At 71.2% G+C, this 19,727-nt stretch carries 19 protein-coding genes; 15 read left to right on the top strand and 4 right to left on the bottom strand.

Translation table 11 applies throughout. The features are described 5' to 3' along the window. Window positions 1-36: 36 nt before the first annotated feature. A complete protein-coding gene (locus ACFY0D_RS16250; protein WP_390798940.1) occupies window positions 37-1,050 on the bottom strand; it encodes a Gfo/Idh/MocA family oxidoreductase in 1,014 nt (337 codons plus the stop codon). Window positions 1,051-1,275: 225 nt separating this feature from the next. Here ACFY0D_RS16250 and ACFY0D_RS16245 point away from each other — a divergent pair, with 225 nt between their 5' ends. The 9 genes from ACFY0D_RS16245 to ACFY0D_RS16205 all read left to right on the top strand — a co-directional run bounded on the left by ACFY0D_RS16245 (window position 1,276) and on the right by ACFY0D_RS16205 (window position 8,889). Then, window positions 1,276-2,256, top strand: a complete 981-nt coding sequence (locus tag ACFY0D_RS16245; protein WP_390798939.1) for a sugar ABC transporter substrate-binding protein — start codon at window positions 1,276-1,278, stop codon at window positions 2,254-2,256. Next, on the top strand, window positions 2,253-3,296 hold the full coding sequence (locus ACFY0D_RS16240; RefSeq protein ID WP_351156553.1) for an ABC transporter permease: 1,044 nt from the start codon (window positions 2,253-2,255) through the stop codon (window positions 3,294-3,296). Before ACFY0D_RS16245 ends, ACFY0D_RS16240 begins: the two co-directional genes overlap by 4 nt. Further along, entirely contained in the window at window positions 3,263-4,234 is a 972-nt protein-coding gene (locus tag ACFY0D_RS16235; RefSeq protein WP_390798938.1) for an ATP-binding cassette domain-containing protein, read from the top strand. Before ACFY0D_RS16240 ends, ACFY0D_RS16235 begins: the two co-directional genes overlap by 34 nt. Next, window positions 4,231-5,403: an ROK family glucokinase gene (locus tag ACFY0D_RS16230; RefSeq protein ID WP_351156548.1), complete on the top strand. Its 1,173-nt coding sequence runs from the start codon at window positions 4,231-4,233 to the stop codon at window positions 5,401-5,403. Before ACFY0D_RS16235 ends, ACFY0D_RS16230 begins: the two co-directional genes overlap by 4 nt. Beyond that, window positions 5,400-5,990 carry a hypothetical protein gene (locus tag ACFY0D_RS16225; protein ID WP_390798937.1) on the top strand — a complete coding sequence of 197 codons (591 nt, stop codon included), beginning with the start codon at window positions 5,400-5,402 and terminating at the stop codon, window positions 5,988-5,990. The genes ACFY0D_RS16230 and ACFY0D_RS16225 overlap by 4 nt, the downstream gene beginning before the upstream one ends. Window positions 5,991-6,019: 29 nt before the next feature. Further along, entirely contained in the window at window positions 6,020-6,652 is a 633-nt protein-coding gene (locus ACFY0D_RS16220; protein WP_390798936.1) for an MBL fold metallo-hydrolase, read from the top strand. Window positions 6,653-6,682: 30 nt separating this feature from the next. Next, window positions 6,683-7,468: an exodeoxyribonuclease III gene (locus tag ACFY0D_RS16215; RefSeq protein ID WP_390798935.1), complete on the top strand. Its 786-nt coding sequence runs from the start codon at window positions 6,683-6,685 to the stop codon at window positions 7,466-7,468. A gap of 88 nt (window positions 7,469-7,556) precedes the next feature. After that, window positions 7,557-7,997: a DUF6278 family protein gene (locus ACFY0D_RS16210; RefSeq protein WP_390798934.1), complete on the top strand. Its 441-nt coding sequence runs from the start codon at window positions 7,557-7,559 to the stop codon at window positions 7,995-7,997. Between the two features lie 148 nt (window positions 7,998-8,145). Further along, window positions 8,146-8,889, top strand: a complete 744-nt coding sequence (locus ACFY0D_RS16205; protein WP_301374399.1) for an amino acid ABC transporter ATP-binding protein — start codon at window positions 8,146-8,148, stop codon at window positions 8,887-8,889. Between the two features lie 73 nt (window positions 8,890-8,962). Here the strand turns inward: ACFY0D_RS16205 and ACFY0D_RS16200 are convergent, their stop codons facing one another. Further along, entirely contained in the window at window positions 8,963-10,549 is a 1,587-nt protein-coding gene (locus tag ACFY0D_RS16200; RefSeq protein ID WP_390798933.1) for a CocE/NonD family hydrolase, read from the bottom strand. A 138-nt stretch (window positions 10,550-10,687) separates the two neighbouring features. Next, the gene (locus ACFY0D_RS16195) at window positions 10,688-11,857 is read right to left on the bottom strand and encodes an Ig-like domain-containing protein (RefSeq protein WP_390799094.1); all 1,170 of its coding nucleotides are present in this window, start codon (window positions 11,855-11,857) and stop codon (window positions 10,688-10,690) included. 246 nt (window positions 11,858-12,103) lie between these two features. Here ACFY0D_RS16195 and ACFY0D_RS16190 point away from each other — a divergent pair, with 246 nt between their 5' ends. The 6 genes from ACFY0D_RS16190 to ACFY0D_RS16165 all read left to right on the top strand — a co-directional run bounded on the left by ACFY0D_RS16190 (window position 12,104) and on the right by ACFY0D_RS16165 (window position 19,031). After that, window positions 12,104-13,273, top strand: coding sequence for a lipid II:glycine glycyltransferase FemX (locus tag ACFY0D_RS16190; RefSeq protein WP_390798932.1), 1,170 nt, complete (start codon window positions 12,104-12,106; stop codon window positions 13,271-13,273). A gap of 116 nt (window positions 13,274-13,389) precedes the next feature. Further along, window positions 13,390-14,991, top strand: coding sequence for a murein biosynthesis integral membrane protein MurJ (murJ, locus tag ACFY0D_RS16185; RefSeq protein WP_390799093.1), 1,602 nt, complete (start codon window positions 13,390-13,392; stop codon window positions 14,989-14,991). A gap of 41 nt (window positions 14,992-15,032) precedes the next feature. Then, on the top strand, window positions 15,033-15,716 hold the full coding sequence (locus tag ACFY0D_RS16180; protein WP_390798931.1) for a response regulator: 684 nt from the start codon (window positions 15,033-15,035) through the stop codon (window positions 15,714-15,716). 6 nt (window positions 15,717-15,722) lie between these two features. Further along, window positions 15,723-17,168, top strand: coding sequence for an ATP-binding protein (locus ACFY0D_RS16175; RefSeq protein ID WP_390798930.1), 1,446 nt, complete (start codon window positions 15,723-15,725; stop codon window positions 17,166-17,168). Beyond that, the gene (locus ACFY0D_RS16170) at window positions 17,165-17,698 is read left to right on the top strand and encodes a hypothetical protein (protein ID WP_390798929.1); all 534 of its coding nucleotides are present in this window, start codon (window positions 17,165-17,167) and stop codon (window positions 17,696-17,698) included. The genes ACFY0D_RS16175 and ACFY0D_RS16170 overlap by 4 nt, the downstream gene beginning before the upstream one ends. A gap of 73 nt (window positions 17,699-17,771) precedes the next feature. Further along, window positions 17,772-19,031, top strand: a complete 1,260-nt coding sequence (locus ACFY0D_RS16165; RefSeq protein ID WP_390798928.1) for a cytochrome P450 — start codon at window positions 17,772-17,774, stop codon at window positions 19,029-19,031. Here the strand turns inward: ACFY0D_RS16165 and ACFY0D_RS16160 are convergent. Further along, window positions 18,991-19,716, bottom strand: a complete 726-nt coding sequence (locus ACFY0D_RS16160; protein ID WP_390798927.1) for a hypothetical protein — start codon at window positions 19,714-19,716, stop codon at window positions 18,991-18,993. The two genes, ACFY0D_RS16165 and ACFY0D_RS16160, sit on opposite strands and share 41 nt — an antisense overlap. Window positions 19,717-19,727 lie beyond the last annotated feature (11 nt).

Below are 19,727 nucleotides of genomic sequence, written 5' to 3'. Positions count from 1 at the left end.
GCTGATCACCCGCCGTACTGTGGCCCCGTGCCCCCCTTACAGAGCCGGCAGGTCCGGGAGTTCCTCCAGCCGCACCCGGCGCCGCTCCCGGCGCGAGAGTTCGCAGGCCTCCGCGATCCGGAACGCCGCCAGCGCCTCCCGGCCGTCGCAGGGGTTGGCGCCCTCGCCCCGGACCAGCTGGACGAAGGCCGCGAGCTCGGCCTCGTAGGCCGGGGCGAAACGTTCCAGGAAGCCCGTCCACGGCTTGCTCGCCGGGGGCGGGCCGTGCGGTTCGGTGGAGGCGATCGGCGTCCGGTCGTCCAGCCCGACGGAGACCTGGTCCCGCTCCCCGGCCAGCTCCATCCGCACGTCGTACCCGGCGCCGTTGCACCGGGTACCGGTCGCCGTGACCAGGGTCCCGTCGTCGAGCGTCAGCACGGCGGCCGCCGTGTCGATGTCGCCCGTCTCCCGGAAGAGCGCCGGCCCCGCGTCCGACCCGGCCGCGTACACCTCGACCACCTCGTGCCCGGTGACCCAGCGGACCATGTCGAAGTCGTGCACCAGGCAGTCCCGGTACAGCCCGCCCGAGGTCGCCAGGTACGCGGCCGCCGGCGGCGCCGGGTCGGCCGTCATCGTCCGGACGGTGTGCAGCCGCCCCAGGGTGCCCGAACGGACCAGGTCCCGGGCCGTGCCGTAGCCCGCGTCGAAGCGGCGCATGAAGCCCACCTGGAGCAGTCCGCCCAAGGCCGTGACCTCGCGCAGTGCCGCAAGGGTCCGGTTCAGGTCCGGGGCCAGCGGCTTCTCGCAGAACACCGGCAGGCCGCCGCGGACCGCCCGTACGACGAGGTCCGCGTGCGCCTCGGTCGCCGACGACACCACCACCGCGTCCACGCCCCAGGTGAAGACCTGCTCCACGGACGGCGCGGCGGTGGCCCCGAGCCGGTCGGCGAGGCGCGCCGCCCGCGCGGGGTCGGCGTCCGCGAGCAGGAGCGAGCCCGCCTCCGGGTGGCGGGCCAGTACCGCCGCGTGGAAGGACCCGATCCGGCCCGTTCCGATCAAGCCGATGCGCATGCACTCAACCTGACCCTGTCGGCGGAACCTGTCAATCCGCCCGCGCATGTCAACCTGACCGTGCGTGCCCCGATGACCCTTCATGGTCGACTGTGGCGGATACTGAGCGGCTGGACCGGAATGGAGCCGGAATGACCGGATTGGTGACCGGCTCGACGACGGACCGAATTGGTGACGAGGGAAGGGCGCGGCGACGTGGCTAGGGTTCGGACAGGGGTACGCGTCGTGGGCGCCGTGCTCGCGGCGGTACTGGGGGCCTCGCTCGCGGGCTGCAGCAGTACGGGCGGCAAGCGCGCCGAGGAGCGCGCGAGGGCCGCCGAGGCGGGCCGGCCGGCCGTCTCCACGCCGCGCTGGACCTTCGCGATGGTCACGCACGCGGGCGACGGCGACACCTTCTGGGACATCGTCCAGAAGGGCGCCAAGGAGGCCGCGGCGAAGGACAACATCAACTTCGTCTACGCCCACGACGACCAGGCCCAGCAGCAGGCACAGTTCGTGCAGAACGCCATCGACCAGAAGGTCGACGGGATCGTCGTCAGCCTGGCCAAGCCCGAGGCCCTCAAGGACGTCCTCGCCAAGGCCGTCAAGGCCGGCATCCCGGTGATCACGGTCAACTCCGGCTCGGCCCAGTCCGCCGAGTACGGGGCCCTGACCCACATCGGCCAGGACGAGGTGATCGCGGGCGAGGCCGTTGGCACCGAGCTGAACAAGCGCGGGAAGAAGCGGGCCGTCTGCGTCCTGCACGAGCAGGGCAACGTCGGCCACGAGCAGCGCTGCGCCGGAGCCAAGAAGACCTTCTCCGGGACCATGGAGAACCTGTACGTCGAGGGCACCAACATGCCCTCCGTCCAGGCGTCCCTCCAGGCCAAGCTCCAGGCGGACCCCTCGATCGACGCGATCGTCACCCTCGGCGCGCCCTTCGCGCCCACCGCCGTCAAGGCGAAGGACGCGGCGGGCAGCAAGGCCGAGGTCGACACCTTCGACCTCAACGCCTCGGTCGCCCGCGACCTGAAGTCCGGCGCCCTCGGCTTCGCCGTCGACCAGCAGCCCTACCTGCAGGGCTACGAGGCCATCGACCTGCTCTGGCTCTACCGCTACAACGCGAACGTGCTCGGCGGCGGCCGCCCGGTGCTCACCGGACCGCAGATCGTCACCGCCGCCGAGGCCGCCGAGCTGGAGGAGTACATCAAGCGGGGCAGCCGATGAGCGCGGCCGCACCCTTCGACGGGCCCGACGAACGGCTCGCCCCCACCTCCACCCTGCGCAAGCTGCTCGCCCGCCCGGAGCTGGGCTCGGTGGTCGGCGCCGTCGCCGTCTTCGTCTTCTTCTCCATCGCCGCCCCCAGCTTCCTGCAGGCCTCCAGCCTCAGCACGGTCCTGTACTCGGCCTCCACCATCGGGATCATGGCCGCCCCGGTGGCCCTGCTGATGATCGGCGGCGAGTTCGACCTCTCCGCGGGCGTCATGGTCACGACCTCGGCACTGGTGAGCTCGATGTTCAGCTACCAGATGACCGCCAACGTCTGGGTCGGCGTCGGCGTGTCCTTGCTGGTCACCCTGGCCATCGGGTTCTTCAACGGATTCATGCTGACCCGCACGAAGCTGCCCAGCTTCATCATCACGCTCGGCACCTTCCTGATGCTGACCGGCCTGAACCTCGGCTTCACCAAGCTGATCACCGGCACGGTCTCCACCAAGACCATCGCCGACATGGAGGGCTTCTCCTCCGCCCGCGCCCTCTTCGCCTCGCAGTGGAACATCGGCTCGGTCACCCTCAAGGTCACCATCCTGTGGTGGTTCGCCATCGTGGCCGTCGCCACCTGGATCCTGCTGCGCACCCGCGCCGGGAACTGGATCTTCGCCGTGGGCGGCGGGGCCGACGCGGCCCGCGCCACCGGCGTGCCCGTCGTGAAGACCCGTATCGGGCTCTACATGGGCGTCGCCCTGTGCGCCTGGATCTCCGGACAGCACATCCTCTTCTCGTTCGACGTGGTCCAGTCGGGCGAGGGCGTGGGCAACGAGTTCCTCTACATCATCGCGGCCGTGATCGGCGGCTGTCTGATGACCGGCGGCTACGGTTCGGCCATCGGCTCGGCGGTCGGCGCCTTCATCTTCGGCATGACCAGCAACGGCATCGTGTACGCCCAGTGGAATCCGGACTGGTTCAAGTTCTTCCTCGGCGCGATGCTCCTGCTGGCCACGCTGCTCAACGCATGGGTCCGCAAGCGGGCGGAGGCAACCAAGTGAGCGCGACCGAAAAGACCGCGAGCGGGCCCGGAGCGGCCACCGCCCTGGTCAAGCTGACCGGCGTCAGCAAGTTCTACGGGAACATCCGGGCCCTCCAAGGGGTCTCCCTGGAGGTCTCGGCGGGCGAGATCACCTGTGTCCTCGGCGACAACGGCGCCGGCAAGTCCACCCTCATCAAGATCATCGCGGGGCTGCACCGGCACGACGCCGGCACCTTCGAGATCGAGGGGGAGGAGACCGTCCTCGCCAACCCCCGCGCCGCCCTCGACCACGGCATCGCCACCGTCTACCAGGACCTCGCCGTCGTCCCGCTCATGCCCGTCTGGCGGAACTTCTTCCTCGGCTCCGAGCCCACCAAGGGCCGCGGCCCCCTCCGCCGCCTCGACGTGGACCTCATGCGCGAGACCACCCGCACCGAGCTGCTGCGCATGGGCATCGACCTGCGCGACGTGGACCAGCCCATCGGCACGCTGTCCGGCGGCGAGCGGCAGTGCGTGGCCATCGCCCGCGCCGTGTACTTCGGGGCGAAGGTCCTCGTACTCGACGAGCCCACCGCGGCCCTCGGCGTCAAGCAGTCCGGAGTGGTCCTCAAGTACGTCGCCGCCGCCCGGGACGCCGGCCTCGGCGTGGTCCTGATCACCCACAACCCGCACCACGCGTACCTGGTCGGGGACCGTTTCGTCCTCCTCAAGCGCGGCACCATGGCGGGCAGCCACACCCGCGACTCGATCACGCTCGACGAGCTCACCCGGCAGATGGCGGGCGGCTCCGAGCTGGACGAGCTGAGCCACGAACTGGAGCGAGTGGCAGAATCAGGGGCAGGCGCCCCACACGCCACGGCCGCGACGGACGGCGCAGCCGGTCGCAGCGGCCCGGCCGACGAGGCCGGCCGGACCCCCCGAACCACCGCACCGAAGAAGGACGACACGACTCGATGAGCACGTACCGGGACTTCACGCTCACCCACCGGGGGTCGGCGCGAGGCACCGTCCTGCGGACCATCGGGACCCGGGAGCGCCGGTCGCACCTGACGGCCCCGCGCGTCCCCACGGTCGGCATCGACATCGGCGGCACCAAGGTGATGGCCGGCGTCGTCGACGCCGACGGGATCATCCTGGAGAAGATCCGCACGGAGACCCCGGACAAGTCCAAGAGCCCCAAAGTCGTCGAGGACACCATCGTCGAGCTGGTGCTGGACCTCTCCGACCGGCACGACGTGCACGCGGTCGGCATCGGGGCGGCCGGCTGGGTCGACGCCGACCGCTCCCGCGTGCTGTTCGCACCCCACCTGGCCTGGCGCGACGAGCCCCTGCGCGACGCCCTCCAGTCCCGGCTCGCGGTCCCGGTCATGGTCGACAACGATGCCAACACCGCCGCCTGGGCGGAATGGCGCTTCGGCGCCGGACGCGGCGAGGACCACCTCGTCATGATCACGCTCGGCACCGGCATCGGCGGGGCCATCCTCGAAGGCGGCCAGGTCAAGCGCGGCCGGTACGGGGTCGCGGGCGAATTCGGCCATATGCAGGTCGTCCCCGGCGGCCACCGCTGCCCCTGCGGCAACCGCGGCTGCTGGGAGCAGTACAGCTCCGGGAACGCCCTGGTCCGCGAGGCCCGCGAGCTGGCCGCCGCCGACTCGCCGGTCGCGTACAACATCATCGCCCGGGTCGGCGGCAACGTCTCCGAGATCACCGGACCGCTGATCACCGAGCTGGCCCGCGAGGGCGACGCCATGTGCGTCGAGCTGCTGCAGGACATCGGCCAGTGGCTGGGCGTCGGCATCGCCAACCTCGCCGCCGCCCTCGACCCGTCCTGCTTCGTCATCGGCGGCGGCGTCAGCGCCGCCGACGACCTGCTGATCGGTCCGGCCCGGGACGCCTTCCGCCGCCACCTCACCGGCCGCGGCTACCGCCCCGAAGCCCGTATCGCCAAGGCCCAGCTCGGACCCGAGGCGGGCATGGTCGGCGCCGCCGACCTCGCCCGGCTCGTCGCCCGCCGCTTCCGCCGCGCCACCCGCCGCCGGGTCGAGCGCTACGAGCGGTACGAGCGCTACGCGCAGCAGCTGGGGCGGCGCGACCCCGCCGCCCCCAAGGACCAGGACGAACAGTGAACCCGCCCACCCTGCCCCACCAGGCCTCCGCCCCCGACGCCGAAAGCACCCCGGCTCCCACCGCCGAGGACCGCAGGCACGTCGTCAAGCGCCGCTGGATCACCGCGATCATCATCCTGCTGCTGGTCGGCGTACCCGCGGGTTACCTGGCGATCTCCACCCAGCAGAGCCGCGAGAGCGGCCGCGACAAGGCCGCCAAGGTCGGCGCGTCCCAGGTGCGCCCCGGCTGGCCCTCCAAGGTGCAGCGCAGCATCTACGAGGTCCCGGTCCCGGACAAGGCCTGGCGCGTCGGGTTCCTGGAGACCAACAACTGGCGCACCAGCCGGCTGTACGTCCAGTTCGCGGTCACCCCGCCGGAACTGGACGGCTTCCTGTCCTCCCTCGGCATCAGCCGGGAGGACCTGACCCCCGGCGTCTCGGTCTCCGCGCACGACACCTCGATCGCCGGCTGGCACTGGAAGCCGGAGACCTCATGGCTGGGCACCACCCTCGAACAGGACGACCCCCGCCCCACCCGGGACATCACCGTCGACCTCACCGATCCCAAGGTCTCCAAGGTCTACGTCGTCTCCTCCACCACCCCCTGACCGGCAAGACACCCCCTAACCTTGGGATCATGAAGCTCACCAAGCGGCTGCATTCCTGCGTCCAGTTGGAGAAGGACGGGCGCACGCTCGTCATCGACCCGGGCGCCTTCAGCGAACCGGACGCGGGACTGGGGGCGGACGCCCTGCTGGTCACGCACGAACACCCCGACCACTTCGAGGAGGGCCGGCTGCGGGCCGCCCTCGACGCCGGTCCGGCGGTCGAGCTGTGGACCCTGCGCAGCGTCGCCGAGAAGCTCGCCCCCGCCTATCCGGGCCGGGTGCACACCGTCGGCCACGGCGACGCCTTCACCGCGGCCGGGTTCGAGGTCCAGGTCCACGGGGAGCTGCACGCGGTGGTCCACCCGGACATCCCGCGCGTCACGAACGTCGGGTACCTCGTGGACGGTTCCCTCTTCCACCCCGGGGACGCGCTGACCGTGCCCGGTGTGCCCGTCGAGACCCTGATGGTTCCGGTGCACGCACCCTGGAACAAGGTCTCCGAGGTGATCGACTACCTGCGGGAGGTCAAGCCGCGCCGGGCCCTGGACATCCACGACGCCTACCTCTCCGACATCGCCCGGCCGATCTACGACCACGCCCTGGACGCCCTCGGGGGCACCGACCACGGGCGACTCACCGCGGGGGACTCCGCCGAACTGTGACTGTCGGTGCCGGGCGGTAGGTTGGCAGGCATGCGTATCGCCACCTACAACGTCAACTCCATCACCGCCCGGCTGCCGCGCCTGCTGGCCTGGCTGGAGAGCTCCGGTACGGATGTCCTGTGCGTCCAGGAGACCAAGTGCTCGGCGGAGCAGTTCCCCTACGACGAGCTGCGTGAGCTGGGCTACGAATCGGCGGTCAACGCCACCGGCCGCTGGAACGGCGTGGCCCTGCTCTCCAAGGTCGGCCTGGAGGACGTGGTCCTCGGGCTGCCCGGCGGGCCCGACTACGAGGGCGTCCAGGAGCCCCGCGCGATCTCCGCCACCTGCGGCGGGGTCCGGGTCTGGTCGGTGTACGTGCCCAACGGGCGCGAGGTCGAGCACGACCACTACGGCTACAAGCTGGACTGGTTCCGCGCCCTGACCACGGCCATCGCCGCGGAGGCGGCCGGTCCGCGGCCGTTCGCGGTGCTCGGCGACTTCAACGTGGCCCCGACCGACGAGGACGTCTACGACCCGGCCGTCTTCGCGGGCCTCACCCATGTCACCCCTGCCGAGCGGGCCGCCCTGGAGGCGCTGCGCGCCGCCGGGCTCTCGGACGTGTTCCCGCGCGCACTGAAGTACGACCGTCCCTACACCTTCTGGGACTACCGGATGCTCGCCTTCCCCAAGAACAAGGGCATGCGCATCGACCTGGTCTACGGGAACGAGTCCTTCACCAAGGCCGTGACCGATTCCTACGTCGACCGCGAGGAGCGCAAGGGCAAGGGCGCGTCCGACCACGCGCCCGTCGTCGTGGACCTGGACCTGGCCCGGTAGCCGGTGGCCGGTGGCCGGTGCCATCCGGGCCGACGGATCCAGGCGCGCCCTGTGGTCAGCGGCGGATCCTGGTGCGACGCTGGGCGGTATGAACATCCCCTTCCTGGACAACTGGCTGAACCGACGCGAAACGGAACAGGGCGCGGGACTCGCCGCCGCCCTCGCGGACGACCCCGAGGGCGTCGCCGAGTTGTTCTCGGAGTGCGAGATGCTGCGCGTCCAGGCACGGGCGGCCGGGCTCGAACTCGACGAGAGCCAGGCCTCGTTGGAGGCCCTGGACCAGCTGATGCCGCGCTGGCGACGGGATCCCGAGGCGGTGCCCTGGCTCGGCAACGACGCCGGTTTCTACCTCGGGACCGTGATCATCCGGACGGTTCAGGGGGCCGCCTGGCGGGTGTGGCCCAACGGCCAGCCGGTGATCCGGCTGGCCTCGGGCCGGGAGCTGAACGTGATCGAGTCGGGCCTGTCCTGGGCGATGACCGGATCCCCCGAGCTCAGCCAGGCGTACGCGGAGGCCTCCGAGGGCTGACGCCTCGGCGTGTCGCGGTCCCCCTCCCGTGCGAAGTGCCCTTCCGTGGCCGGATAGTTTGCGCTGACCCCGGCACACCGGGACCGGGACCGGGGCCGGCACTCGGGCCGTCGCCGAGACCGGCTCCGACAAGTGGACAGGGCAGCACATGGCCGTCGAAACGTTGATCGAGCTGCGGGACGTCAACAAGCACTTCGGGGCGCTGCACGTACTGCGGGACATCAGCCTCACCGTCGGCCGCGGGGAGGTGGTGGTGGTCATCGGCCCCTCCGGTTCGGGGAAATCCACCCTGTGCCGGGCGATCAACCGGCTGGAGACCGTCGAGTCGGGCACGATCCTGATCGACGGGGAGGCACTGCCCGCCGAGGGCAAGGAGCTGGCCCGGCTGCGTGCCGAGGTGGGGATGGTCTTCCAGTCCTTCAACCTGTTCGCGCACAAGACCGTCCTCGCCAACGTCTCGCTCGCGCAGGTCAAGGTCCGTGGCCGAAAGCGGGGCGAGGCGGACCGGCGCTCCCGGGAGCTCCTGGAGCGGGTCGGCCTGGCCGACCAGGCCGAGAAGTTCCCGGCCCAGCTCTCCGGCGGTCAGCAGCAGCGCGTGGCGATCGCCCGCGCCCTCGCCATGGACCCCAAGGCCCTGCTCTTCGACGAGCCCACCTCCGCGCTCGACCCGGAGATGATCAACGAGGTGCTGGAGGTCATGCGGCAGCTCGCCCGCGAGGGCATGACCATGGTCGTGGTCACCCACGAGATGGGCTTCGCACGCTCCGCCGCCAACCGCGTGCTCTTCATGGCCGACGGGCAGATCATCGAGGACCGCACCCCGGAGCAGTTCTTCACCGCCCCCGAGAGCGACCGGGCCAAGGACTTCCTCTCGAAGATCCTCAAGCACTGACGGTGTCGGCCGCCGGGTGCCGGGCGCCCGGCGGCTGCTGCCGGGCGGCCCGGCCCCTGGCAGCAGCCGTGGCTCACTGCTCGCGCAGCGGCACCGACAGGTAGCTGGGATCGGTGCGCGGCGAGGAGAAGGTCAGCTGCGCGCCGAGGGGGTTGTGCTCGATGTAGAGCGGGTCGACCGTGTCGATGACGAGAGCGAGCCGGTGGCCCGCCGGGACGTCGTAGGCGGTGGAGAACAGCTCCAGGTCCGCGCCGAAGGCCTGGCCGGGAGCCTTCCCGTGGAAGGTGTACGGGGCGTTGCTGACGAGCTTGCCGATGCCGAGCGGGCCGACGTCGTAGAGGTACGCGACGAAGGTGCCGTCGCCCTTGGTGGGGGTGACCGTGGTGTGCAGCTTCGCGGTGCCGCGGATCCGGCGAGCCTCGTCGTAGCGCTCCGACTGCCAGACGGCCGCGAAGGCCCGGGGGAGGAGCGGGATGGAGGCGATCGGCGGCGCCTTCACGAACTGGTCGAGGGCGCTGGAGAGGAGGAGGATGCCGCCGTTGGCGCCGGAGTCGACATTGGCGAAGAGGTGCTCGCTGTCGGGGAGCGCCAGCTTCTCGGTGCCCCCGGAGCCGACCGACTTCCAGTCGGCGTAGCCCTCGTACCCGTCGTTGCTACGGGACTTGATCTGCACCGGGGCCTCGGTGTCGACGCCGTTGCGCTCGCCCTTGAGGTAGCGGTCGAACCAGCGGTGTGCGTTGGTCCAGGTGTCGTTGGGCAGCCCCAGCAGGCCGGTGCCCTCGGCGGTGGCGTGGTCCCCGGGCCGGAATTCCAGGCGCTTGGGGCCGGTCAGCCGCTCGTAGAACTTCGCGTACTGGTTGGGCGGGAAGATGGTGTCGCCCCAGGCGTTGCCGAGCATGATCGCGGCGCCGTTGGCGTTGATCCGGTCCACCTGCTCGGAGGCCGAACGCTTCCTGCCCCATTCGATCATCTGCTGCTCCTGGTCCAGCCGGGAGCCGAGGAAGTTGCCGAGGAGCGTCTTGAGTTCGGGGCCGGGGCGGCCGGTGAGGTATCCGGCGGCGCCGAGCATTCCGGCGGCCTGGAGGTGCTGGGTGCGGCCGGAGTAGATGGATTCGATGAGGTCGGCCCAGCCGCTCATCGCGACCACGGCCTTGACGCGCGGGTCGTGGGCGGAGGCCAGCAGGGTGATGCCGGCGGCGTACGAGACCCCGCCGAGGCCGATGCGGTCCGCGTCGGCGGGGGAGTTGGCGAGGGCCCAGTCGATGACGGCGCTGACGTCGGCGATGTCCGGCGGGCCGGCCACCTCGATGTCGCCGCCGGAGAGCCAGAAGCCGCGGGAGGTGTAACTGACCACGACGTAACCGGAGTCGGCGAGCTTCTTGGCCTGGGCGATGTACTCGATCTGCGGCAGGCCCCAGCTGGTGGGCAGCACGATCAGCGGGTACTTCCGGCCGCTCTCGGCTCCGGCCGGGGTGAAGACGTTGCCCTTGAGGGTGATTCCGCCGGATCCCGGGATGTCGTGGAAGCGCAGCTGCGAGGAGGCGTCGGCGGCGGCTGCCGAGGTGGCGGCGGGAGCCGCCTGGGCCTGATGGGGGGCCAGGCCCAGGACGGCTGCCGCCAGCAGGGTCGCCACGGCCGCTGCGGTGGTGGTGCGTTGCATCTGTCGCTCCTCGCGCGTGCGCCGGGATTGTCAAAGTGACCCGACGGTAACGGGAGCGTGTTACCGAAAGTAACCCGTGGGTAAGTTACGCGCTGGTAACGATTGGGTGAGGGCGGTGGACCGCCCGCGGACCGGCCGTCAGCCGTTCTGCGGGGCGCCGGACAGGGCGCTCTTGGCCTTCCACTGGTCGAAGGAGAGGTTCCACTCGCCGTAGCCGTTGCCGATCGGCGCCTGGCCCTTCGAGCCCTCGCCGACCACCTCGAAGAGGTCGCCGACCTGGGACTGCCCGAAGAACTCCTTGGCGTCGGCGTCGCTCATCCCCACGCAGCCGGAGCTGCTGTTGGCGCGCCCGAAGTTGCCGGAGTTCCACGGGGCGGCGTGCGCGTACATGCCGGACCAGGTGAGCCGCATCGAGTAATCGACCATCTTGTCGTAGGCATTGTCCAGGCCCACCGTCTGGGAATCCATCCGGATGGTGCCCTCCTTGGTCATGATCACCATCTTCCCGGACCAGGAGGCCTTCTTGCCGCCGGGAGTGCCGGCCGAGATCGGGATCGTCCTGAGCGCCTGGCCGTCCTGGGTGACCGACATCTTCTTCGTGTCGAGGCTGACCTGGACCCGGCGGTCCTTGCCGATCTTGAACTCGGTGTTGTAGTCGCGGGCGAACAGCCCGCCGCCCTTGCCGGAGTCCACGCCGTTCAGGTGCATGTCGACCTTCACGTCCGTGCCGGACTTCCAGTAGTCCTTGGGCCGCCAGTCGACGCGGTCCTTGCCGTCGTGGTCCTGCATCCAGCCCCAGGAACCCTCGGTGTTGTCCGAGGTGGTGACCTTGAGCTGCTTCTCCACGTCGGCCTTGTTCGTCACCGGGTTGTCGAAGACGAGGGACACCGGCATCGCCACGCCCACCGTGCTGCCCTTGGAGATGTTGATCGAGACCTTGTTCACCTTGTCGGCGGGGCCGGTCTTGAACTGCGTGGTGGCGCTCTGGCTGTCGGTGTTCTGGGCTTCGACCTTGTACTCCGCACCGGGCGGGGCGTTGCGCTCCGAGGTCCAGGTCTTCCCGTCGTCGGCTATCTTCCCCGGCAGCTCCGCGCCCTTGGCGTCGGTCACCTTCACCTGGGCCAGCTTGCCCTCGGCGACGGTCACCGTCACCGGCTGGCCCGCCTTGACCTGATCGCCCGCGAGGTTCACCGAGACCGCCATGGGCGCCTTCGGCTTCAGCTCGGCCTTGCCCTTGTCGTCACCGCCACCGTCGCTCCCGCCCGAACAGGCGGTCAGCGAGGCGGCCAGAAGTGCGGTGCCCGCCATGGCGGTGCGGCGTATACGGCTCAACGAAGGGCCCTTTCCAGGAGCGGAGGAGGTGAACGTCCGCAAAAGAGGATGCGAACGACCCGACTTTAGGTTCCGCGAGCGGCGGAAAAAGTCGTCCTTTCTCTTGTGACGCCGACCGCAGCGAAACGGTCATCATCCGGTCACAATCGCCGCGCACTTCGGTCACGGGCGGCTGTGAGAGTCCTGTGAGAGACCGTCAGGACGACAGGAAGGCCGTCTGCCGTGTGTGCACTGCTCGTGACCCCAGCCCAGCAGAACCATGACCAGGACCGGGAGCTCCGGGTGCGTTCCCTGTCGGTCTCCGAATACCAGGCGTTCCTTTCCCGCCACGGCGGGGCGAGCTTTCTCCAGTACCCGTCCTGGGCCCGCGTAAAGGACCTTTGGCGCTCGGAAAGGGTCGGGTGGCACTATCCGGACGGTCAGATTCAGGGTGCTGGTCTCGTTCTCTACCGGCAATTTCCCGGCACCCGCAAATACTTCGCCTACCTCCCCGAGGGGCCCGTCGCCGACTGGTCCGATCCGCACATCGACCGCTGGCTGACCCCGCTCATGCGCCACCTGCGCTCCTCCGGCGCCTTCGCCGTCCGCATCGGCCCCACCCCCGCCTACCGGCGCTGGGACGCGGCCACCGCCAAGTCCGCCTCCGGGCCGGGCCGGCAGATATCCGACGTGCTCGCCACCGAGGTCGACCCGGTGGGTGCCGCCCTCGCCGACCGGCTGCGCACGCGCGGCTGGACGCGGTGCGGCGGCGAGGACGACGGCGACGCACAGCCCCGTCACGTCTTCCGCGTGCCGCTGGCCGGCCGCACCCTCGACGAGGTGTGGGCGGGCCTCAACCAGGAATGGCGGCGCAACGTACGCAAGGCCACCAAGTCCGGCGTGGAGACGGTCATCGGCACCTTCGCGGACCTGCCCGAGTTCTACCGGCTGCTGCGCATCACCGAGGAGCGCGACGGCTTCCGGCTCGGCCGCTCCCTCGCGTACTACGAGCAGCAGTACCGGGTCCTCAACGAGGAGGCGCCCGGCCGGATGCGGCTCTACCTCGGCGTCCACCAGGGGGAGATCCTCGCCGCCCACACGATGATCACCGCCGGGAAGCGGGTCTGGTACCAGACGGGCGCCTCCGCCGACCACCGCCGCGAGGTACGGCCCAGCAACGCCCTGCAGTGGCGCATGATGTGCGACGCCCACGCCCTCGGAGCGGAGGAGTACGACATGCGCGGGGTACCCTCCACCCTTGACCCCGACGAACGTTCCTTCGGGCTGCTGCGCTGGAAGCTCGGCACCGGCGGACAGGTCGTCGAGACGCTCGGAGAGTGGGAGATACCGATGGACGGAGTCGCCAACACGGCCCTCTACAAGGCGTTCCAGGCGTACCTGGCCCGCCGGTGACGGCCACCGACACCGACAGCGGTACCGACACGGGTACCGACACGGGCACCGACACCGGCACCGGAGCGGCCGCCGCCGCGCCCGGAGCCGCCGCCGCGCCCTCCGGGAAGACCTCGGTGCTGCGCAGCGGCGCGCTCATGGCGGCCGGTTCGATCGTCTCCCGCGCCACCGGCTTCATCCGCTCCGCCGTCGTCGTCGCGGCGCTGGGCACCGGACTCCTCGGCGACAGCTACGCCGTCGCCAACACGGTCCCGAACATCATCTACATGCTGCTCATCGGAGGCGCGCTCAACGCCGTCTTCGTACCCGAGCTCGTCCGGGCCGCCAAGGAGCACGCGGACGGCGGATCCGCCTACACCGACCGGCTGCTCACCGCCTGCACCGCCGCCCTCGTGGCGCTCACCACCGTCGCGGTCCTCGCCGCCCCGCTGATCGTCTCGGTGTACACCGACTACGACGGGGCCCAGGCGAGCACCACCGTGGCCCTGGCCCGGTACTGCCTGCCGCAGATCCTCTTCTACGGGCTCTTCACCCTGCTCGGGCAGGTGCTGGGCGCCCGCGGCAGGTTCGGCGCCATGATGTGGACCCCGGTCCTCAACAACCTCGTCATCATCGGCGTCTTCGGGCTCTTCCTCTACCTCTCCCACGACGCGGCGGACGGCCTCACCGCCGCCGAGACGCGGCTCCTGGGCCTCGGCACCACCGTCGGCATCGTCATCCAGGCCCTCGCCCTCGTCCCCTCGCTGCGCGCCGCCCGCTTCCGCTGGCGCCCCCGCTTCGACTGGCGCGGCAGCGGCCTCGGACGCCCGCTGCGCAACGCGGGCTGGCTGGTCATGCTCGTCCTCACCAACCAGATCGCCTACTGGGTCGTCACCCGGCTCTCCACCACCACCGGACAGCACGCCGTGGACGCCGGACTCGCCGGCGGCGCCGGCTACACCGCCTACAGCAACGCCTACCAGCTGTGGATCGTCCCGCAGGGCATCATCACCGTCTCCCTCGTGACCGCCCTCATGCCGCGGATGAGCGCGGCCGCCACCGACGGCGACCTCGGCGCCGTACGCCGCGACATCTCCTACGCCCTGCGCTCCAGCGCCGCCCTCGTCGTGCCCGCCGCCGCCCTCTTCGCCGCCCTCGCCCCCTGGGTGATGGGCAGCGTCTTCGAGTACGGCCGCACCGGCGCCGCCGACATCGAGGTCATGGCGGGCATCCTCATCGCCTTCGCGCCCGGCCTGATCGCCTTCTCCGCGCAGTACGTCCTCTCGCGCGGCTTCTACGCCCTCTCCGACACCAGGACCCCCTTCTTCCTCAACCTGGTCATCGCCGCGCTCACCGCCGGACTGTCCGCCGCCGCCTACCTTCTGCTGTCCCCGCGCTGGGCCGTCACCGGCATGGCCGCCGCCTCCTCCGTCGCCTTCCTCGCGGGCGCCGCCGTCACCGCCTGCACCCTCACCCGCCGGCTCGGCCCGCGCGCGGGCACCCGTACCGAACGGCGCGCGACCGCCGTACGGACCCACCTGCGGCTGCTGGTCGCCTGCACACCGGCGGCCGCCGCCGGGTACGCGGCCGCCCGCGCCGCCGACCCGTTCGGCAACTTCGCCGCGGTCGGGGCGGGAACCGCCGCCCTGGCCCTCGTCGTCGTCATCCTCGCCGGGCCGCTGCGCCTGACGGAGATCACCGACATGCTGGACTCCCTGCGGCGCAGGATCGGCCGCTGACGGGAGGCAAGGCCCCGCAACACCTTTGGGATACTGACCGGATGCCACGCGTACTGCTGATCGAGGACGACCCTTCCATCCGCGAGGGGGTCGGCCTCGGCCTGCGCCGCCGGGGCCACGACGTGAGTTCCGCCGAGACCGGCGAGGAAGGACTGGCCCTGATGGGCGGCTTCCGCCCCGAGCTCGTCCTGCTCGACCTGATGCTGCCGGGGATCAACGGGGTCCAGGTCTGCCGCCGCATCCGCGAGACCAGCCAGGTGCCGATCATCATGCTCACCGCCCGCGGCGACGACTTCGACATAGTCGTCGGCCTGGAGGCCGGCGCCGACGACTACATCGTCAAACCCGCCCGCACCGAAGTCATCGAGGCCCGCATCAAAGCCGTACTGCGCCGGCTCAGCGACCCCGTGGGCACCCGCCCGGGGGTCGAGCACCACGGCGAGCTGACCATCGACCGCGCCGGGCTGAGCGTCGCCAAGAACGGCGAGCGCGTGCCCCTCGCCCCCAGCGAGATCAAGCTCCTGCTGCACCTGTCGGCCTCGCCCGAGCAGGTCTTCTCCCGCCAGCAGCTCCTCGAATACGTCTGGGACCACAGCTACCACGCCGACGCCCGGCTCGTGGACGCCTGCGTCCGCCGGCTGCGCACCAAGGTCGAGGACCCCGATGCGAGCCCCCGCTACATACAGACCGTGCGCGGCTTCGGCTACCGCTTCGGTCCGCTGTAGGCGACCGTGCGACGCATAGCGCCGCTCGGCCTGCGCACCCGGCTGATCGCGGCCTTCCTGCTGGTCGCCGCGATCAGCGCGGTGACCACGGCCGCCCTCACCTACCAGCAGGCGCGCAACGCGATCCTCAAGCAGACCCAGGACACCGCCATCAGCACCCTGCGGGACCAGGTCGAGCAGCAGGAGTTCCGGCTTCCGCTGGACCAGCAGGAAGTCCAGCGCATCGTCATCGAACTCGGCAAGCGCGGCAAACCGCACCCGTGGATCATCTTCGGCGAGTACGGCAGCGTGCGGGTCTCCACCAACCCCGGCACACCGACCTCCAGCGTGATCACCGACGACCTGCGCGAGAAGGTCCGCCGCAACGACTACACCGCCTTCCAGCGGGTCGAGGACCAGCGCGGCAACCCGTGGCTCACCATCGGGGTCCCCGCCCTCATCGAGCACAACGGCTCCACCGAAGCCACCGGCGCCGTCTTCTACGCCAGCGTCCCGCTCGCCACCGAGAAGCAGACCGTCGAGGCCATGGTCGACGCCGCCAAGCAGGGCGCCGTCCCGGGGCTGGCCATCGCCATCGTGCCCGCGCTGCTGGCCGCCCGCAGCGTCCTGCGGCCGGTCCGCGACATGCGCCGGGCCGCCCAGCACCTCGGCCGCGGCCGCCTCGACACCCGGATCGAGGTCAGGGGCGCCGACGAGCTCGCCGGACTCGCCCGCACCTTCAACGAGACCGCCCGCGCCCTGGAGCAGTCCGTGCGCGAGCTCCAGGACGCGGAGGTCCGCGCCCGCCGCTTCGCCTCCGACGTCTCCCACGAACTGCGCACCCCCCTCGCCGGGATGCTCGCCGTCACCGAGGTCCTCGACGAGGACGCCGAACGCCTCGACGCCGACACCGCCAAGGCCCTGCGCCTGGTCAGCGCCGAGACGGGCAAGCTCGCCGTCCTCGTCGAGGACCTGATGGAGATCTCCCGCTTCGACGCCCGGGCCGCCGAGCTCAACCTCGACGACGTGGACATCGCCGAAGCCGTGCGCAAGACCCTGGAGCGCCGCCACTGGGTCGACGACCGCATCGTCACCGAACTGCCCGAGCGGGTACGCGCCCGCCTCGACCCGCGCCGCTTCGACGTGGTCCTCGCCAACCTCGTCGGCAACGCCCTCCGCCACGGCGGCGCGCCCGTACGCGTCACCGTACGAACGGCACCGGGCGAGCACGGCACACGGCTCCTGATCGACGTCGCCGACAGCGGACCCGGCATCGCCCCCGAGGTACTGCCGCACATCTTCGACCGGTTCTTCAAGGCCGACGCGGCCAGGACCCGCTCCGCCGGCAGCGGTCTCGGCCTCGCCATCACCCTGGAGAACGTCCGCCTGCACGGCGGCACCCTCCTCGCGGCCAACGGGCCCGCCGGGGGAGCGGTCTTCACCCTCGACATGCCGCTGGAGGCCCACGCGTGACCGGGCACGGAACGAGATCCCGGGCAGCCGCGGCCACGGCAGTGCTGGTCAGCTGCGCCCTGCTGCTCACCGGATGCGGGATCAAACGCACCGGGGTGATCGACAGCGGTCACGCCGCCACCGTCAGGATGTCCGGGGGCAACAAGAGCAACTTCCTCTACTTCGTGTCCAAGGAGGGCGATCGGCTCGTCCCGAGCCCCTTCAGTCTGTCGGAGGGCTACAGACTCAACCCTGTGGTGCTGTTGCGGCTGCTGCTGGACGGCCCCCGCGGCCGGGCCGGCGAGGTCGGGCTCACCACGGCGCTGCCCCAGCTGCCCGTCGGACAGGAGGAACAGCTGGCGGTGAGCCCGTACACGCACGACGGAACGACGGTCCGGGTGCCGTTCGCCGTGGGCAACCTGTCGGACCTGGCCCGCATGCAGCTCGTGTGCACCATCGGCGCCGCGGTCGTGACCGACACCCTCAGCCCCGTCGTCCTGCAGGGCTCCGACACCACCCTCCCGGCCGCCGACTGCGAGCGGAAGCGCTGACCGGCACGGCGCACCCCCGGCCCGCGGGGCCGCACCCTTGCGGCCGGGGGCGCCCACCCGTCACGGTGGCCCCATGGACCACGCCGCGGACGTCCCCGACGTCTTCGACCCCCGCATCTACGCCGCCGGCATCCCGCACGAGCGCTACAGGCTGCTGCGCGAGCGGCACCCCGTGACCTGGCAGGCGGAGCCGGAGATCCAGGGATGGCCCGCCGGCCCGGGCTTCTGGGCCGTCACCCGGCACGCCGACGTCGTACGCGTCCTGCGCGACCACCGGACGTACTCCTCCTGGCTGGGCGCCACCCAGATCCGCGACCCCGACCCGGCCGACCTGCCCTTCCTGCGCCGCACCATGCTCAACCAGGACCCACCCGAGCACGGCCGGCTGCGGCGGCTGGTGTCCCGCGCCTTCACCCCCGCCCGCGTCGACGCCTTCGCCGGGCGGGTACGGGAGCGCGCCCGCGCCCTGCTCGCCGCCGCCCGCCAGGACGCCGAGGACGGCGCCGCCGATCTCGTACGCGCGGTCACCGACGAGTACGCGCTGCTGAACCTCACCGACCTGCTGGGTGTCCCGGCCGCCGACCGGGCCCTGCTGCTGGAGTGGACCGTACGGATCATCGGGTACCAGGACCCCGACGACGCCCCGGCGCCGCTCCCCGGGCCGGACGGCACACCGCTCAACCCGCGCTCCCCGGCCCTGCTCGGCGAGATGTTCGCGTACGCCCGCGAACTGGCCGGACACAAGCGCACCCACCCCGGCGACGACGTGATGACCGCCCTCGCCGAGGCCGGACTCGACCCGGCCGAACTGGAGATGTTCTTCTTCCTGCTCACCGTCGCGGGCAACGACACCGTACGCAGCGCCGCCCCCGGCGGCCTCCTCGCACTGGCCGGGGCCCCGGACGCCTACCGCCGGCTCGCGGACGGAACCGTCCCGTTCGACCGGGCCGTCGACGAACTCCTGCGCGTTCACCCGCCGGTGCTCAGCTTCCGCCGCACGGCCGCCGTCGACACCGAACTGGCCGGGCGATCCATCCGCGCCGGGGAGAAGGTGGTGGTCTTCCACGCCTCCGCCAACCACGACGAGCGCGCCTTCACCGACCCCGGCCGCCTCGACCTGGCGCGGACGCCCAACCCGCACGTCTCCTTCGGGGACGGCCCGCACGTCTGCCTCGGCGCCCACTTCGCCCGGCTCCAGCTGCGCATCCTCTACGAGGAGTGGTGCGCGGCCATGCCCGCGCCGGAACTGGCGGGACCGCCCCGGAGGCTGGTCTCCAACTTCATCAACGGGATCACACGGCTGCCGGTTCGGGTGTCAGGGCGGCCCGGGTGACATCGGCCGCGAGCTCGGTCACATCGGGGCCGTAGGCATCGGAGTTGACCACCTTCAGCACCAGGCAGAAGGGATCCTCCTTGTACGTGCGGGCCAGCCGCTCGTGGTGGCGGGCGAGATAGCGGGCGGCGGCCTGGTTGCTGACCGCCGTCTGCCCGGAGAGCAGGAAGACGGGACGGCCGCCCTGTGCGCCCGTCAGCCTGGCCAGCAGCACGTACTCCACCCGCCCCTTGGCCCACCGGTAGCTCTCGCCGCCCACCTGGATCGCGCCCCGGTCCGCGTGCTCCTGGGTGTCGACGTTCACCCGTACCCCCGGCAGCATCGAAGCCAGGTGCGCCACCGTACGGGTGTTGGACGTCGGGCCGCCGACACAGAACTCGGCGCGCTCGCCGAAGCCCTGACGCGCCTCGTCGTGCGTGACGATCTGCACGTTGGCACCGCAGTCCTTGATCAGCGCGGATATCTCCAGCAGCGCGAACGCGTCGTTGCGGTGCACCGACGACTCCTTGCCGCCCATCTGCCGGTTGACCACGAACAGGCACTCGGCGCCGGCCGGCAGTCCGAAGAACCCCTGCTTGCGGCGCAGCGTACGGCGCCACAGGTAGGTCCGGGCGAACCAGCCGAACCCGCCGCTGACGGCGGTGGCTATCACCCCGAGCACGATGTTGCGCACGTCGTCGTTCATGCGGCGGATGG

Origin of the sequence: Streptomyces sp. NPDC001502 (assembly GCF_042894785.1) — a bacterium.
GTDB lineage: Bacteria > Actinomycetota > Actinomycetes > Streptomycetales > Streptomycetaceae > Streptomyces > Streptomyces kutzneri.
Note: the sequence above shows the minus strand (reverse complement) of the source record. Positions and strands in the feature narration are given on the sequence as shown.

What these genes read in the sequence shown, in the direction of transcription:
- ACFY0D_RS16220 (WP_390798936.1), top strand. Translation starts at nt 6,020, where the DNA reads ATGAAGCTCACCAAGCGGCTGCATTCCTGCGTCCAGTTGGAGAAGGAC.
- ACFY0D_RS16205 (WP_301374399.1), top strand. Translation starts at nt 8,146, where the DNA reads ATGGCCGTCGAAACGTTGATCGAGCTGCGGGACGTCAACAAGCACTTC.
- ACFY0D_RS16180 (WP_390798931.1), top strand. Translation starts at nt 15,033, where the DNA reads ATGCCACGCGTACTGCTGATCGAGGACGACCCTTCCATCCGCGAGGGG.
- ACFY0D_RS16165 (WP_390798928.1), top strand. Translation starts at nt 17,772, where the DNA reads ATGGACCACGCCGCGGACGTCCCCGACGTCTTCGACCCCCGCATCTAC.
- ACFY0D_RS16200 (WP_390798933.1), bottom strand. Translation starts at nt 10,549, where the DNA reads ATGCAACGCACCACCACCGCAGCGGCCGTGGCGACCCTGCTGGCGGCA.
- ACFY0D_RS16160 (WP_390798927.1), bottom strand. Translation starts at nt 19,716, where the DNA reads ATGAACGACGACGTGCGCAACATCGTGCTCGGGGTGATAGCCACCGCC.
- ACFY0D_RS16250 (WP_390798940.1), bottom strand. Translation starts at nt 1,050, where the DNA reads ATGCGCATCGGCTTGATCGGAACGGGCCGGATCGGGTCCTTCCACGCG.
- ACFY0D_RS16230 (WP_351156548.1), top strand. Translation starts at nt 4,231, where the DNA reads ATGAGCACGTACCGGGACTTCACGCTCACCCACCGGGGGTCGGCGCGA.
- ACFY0D_RS16215 (WP_390798935.1), top strand. Translation starts at nt 6,683, where the DNA reads ATGCGTATCGCCACCTACAACGTCAACTCCATCACCGCCCGGCTGCCG.
- ACFY0D_RS16210 (WP_390798934.1), top strand. Translation starts at nt 7,557, where the DNA reads ATGAACATCCCCTTCCTGGACAACTGGCTGAACCGACGCGAAACGGAA.
- ACFY0D_RS16240 (WP_351156553.1), top strand. Translation starts at nt 2,253, where the DNA reads ATGAGCGCGGCCGCACCCTTCGACGGGCCCGACGAACGGCTCGCCCCC.
- ACFY0D_RS16235 (WP_390798938.1), top strand. Translation starts at nt 3,263, where the DNA reads ATGGGTCCGCAAGCGGGCGGAGGCAACCAAGTGAGCGCGACCGAAAAG.
- ACFY0D_RS16195 (WP_390799094.1), bottom strand. Translation starts at nt 11,857, where the DNA reads ATGGCGGGCACCGCACTTCTGGCCGCCTCGCTGACCGCCTGTTCGGGC.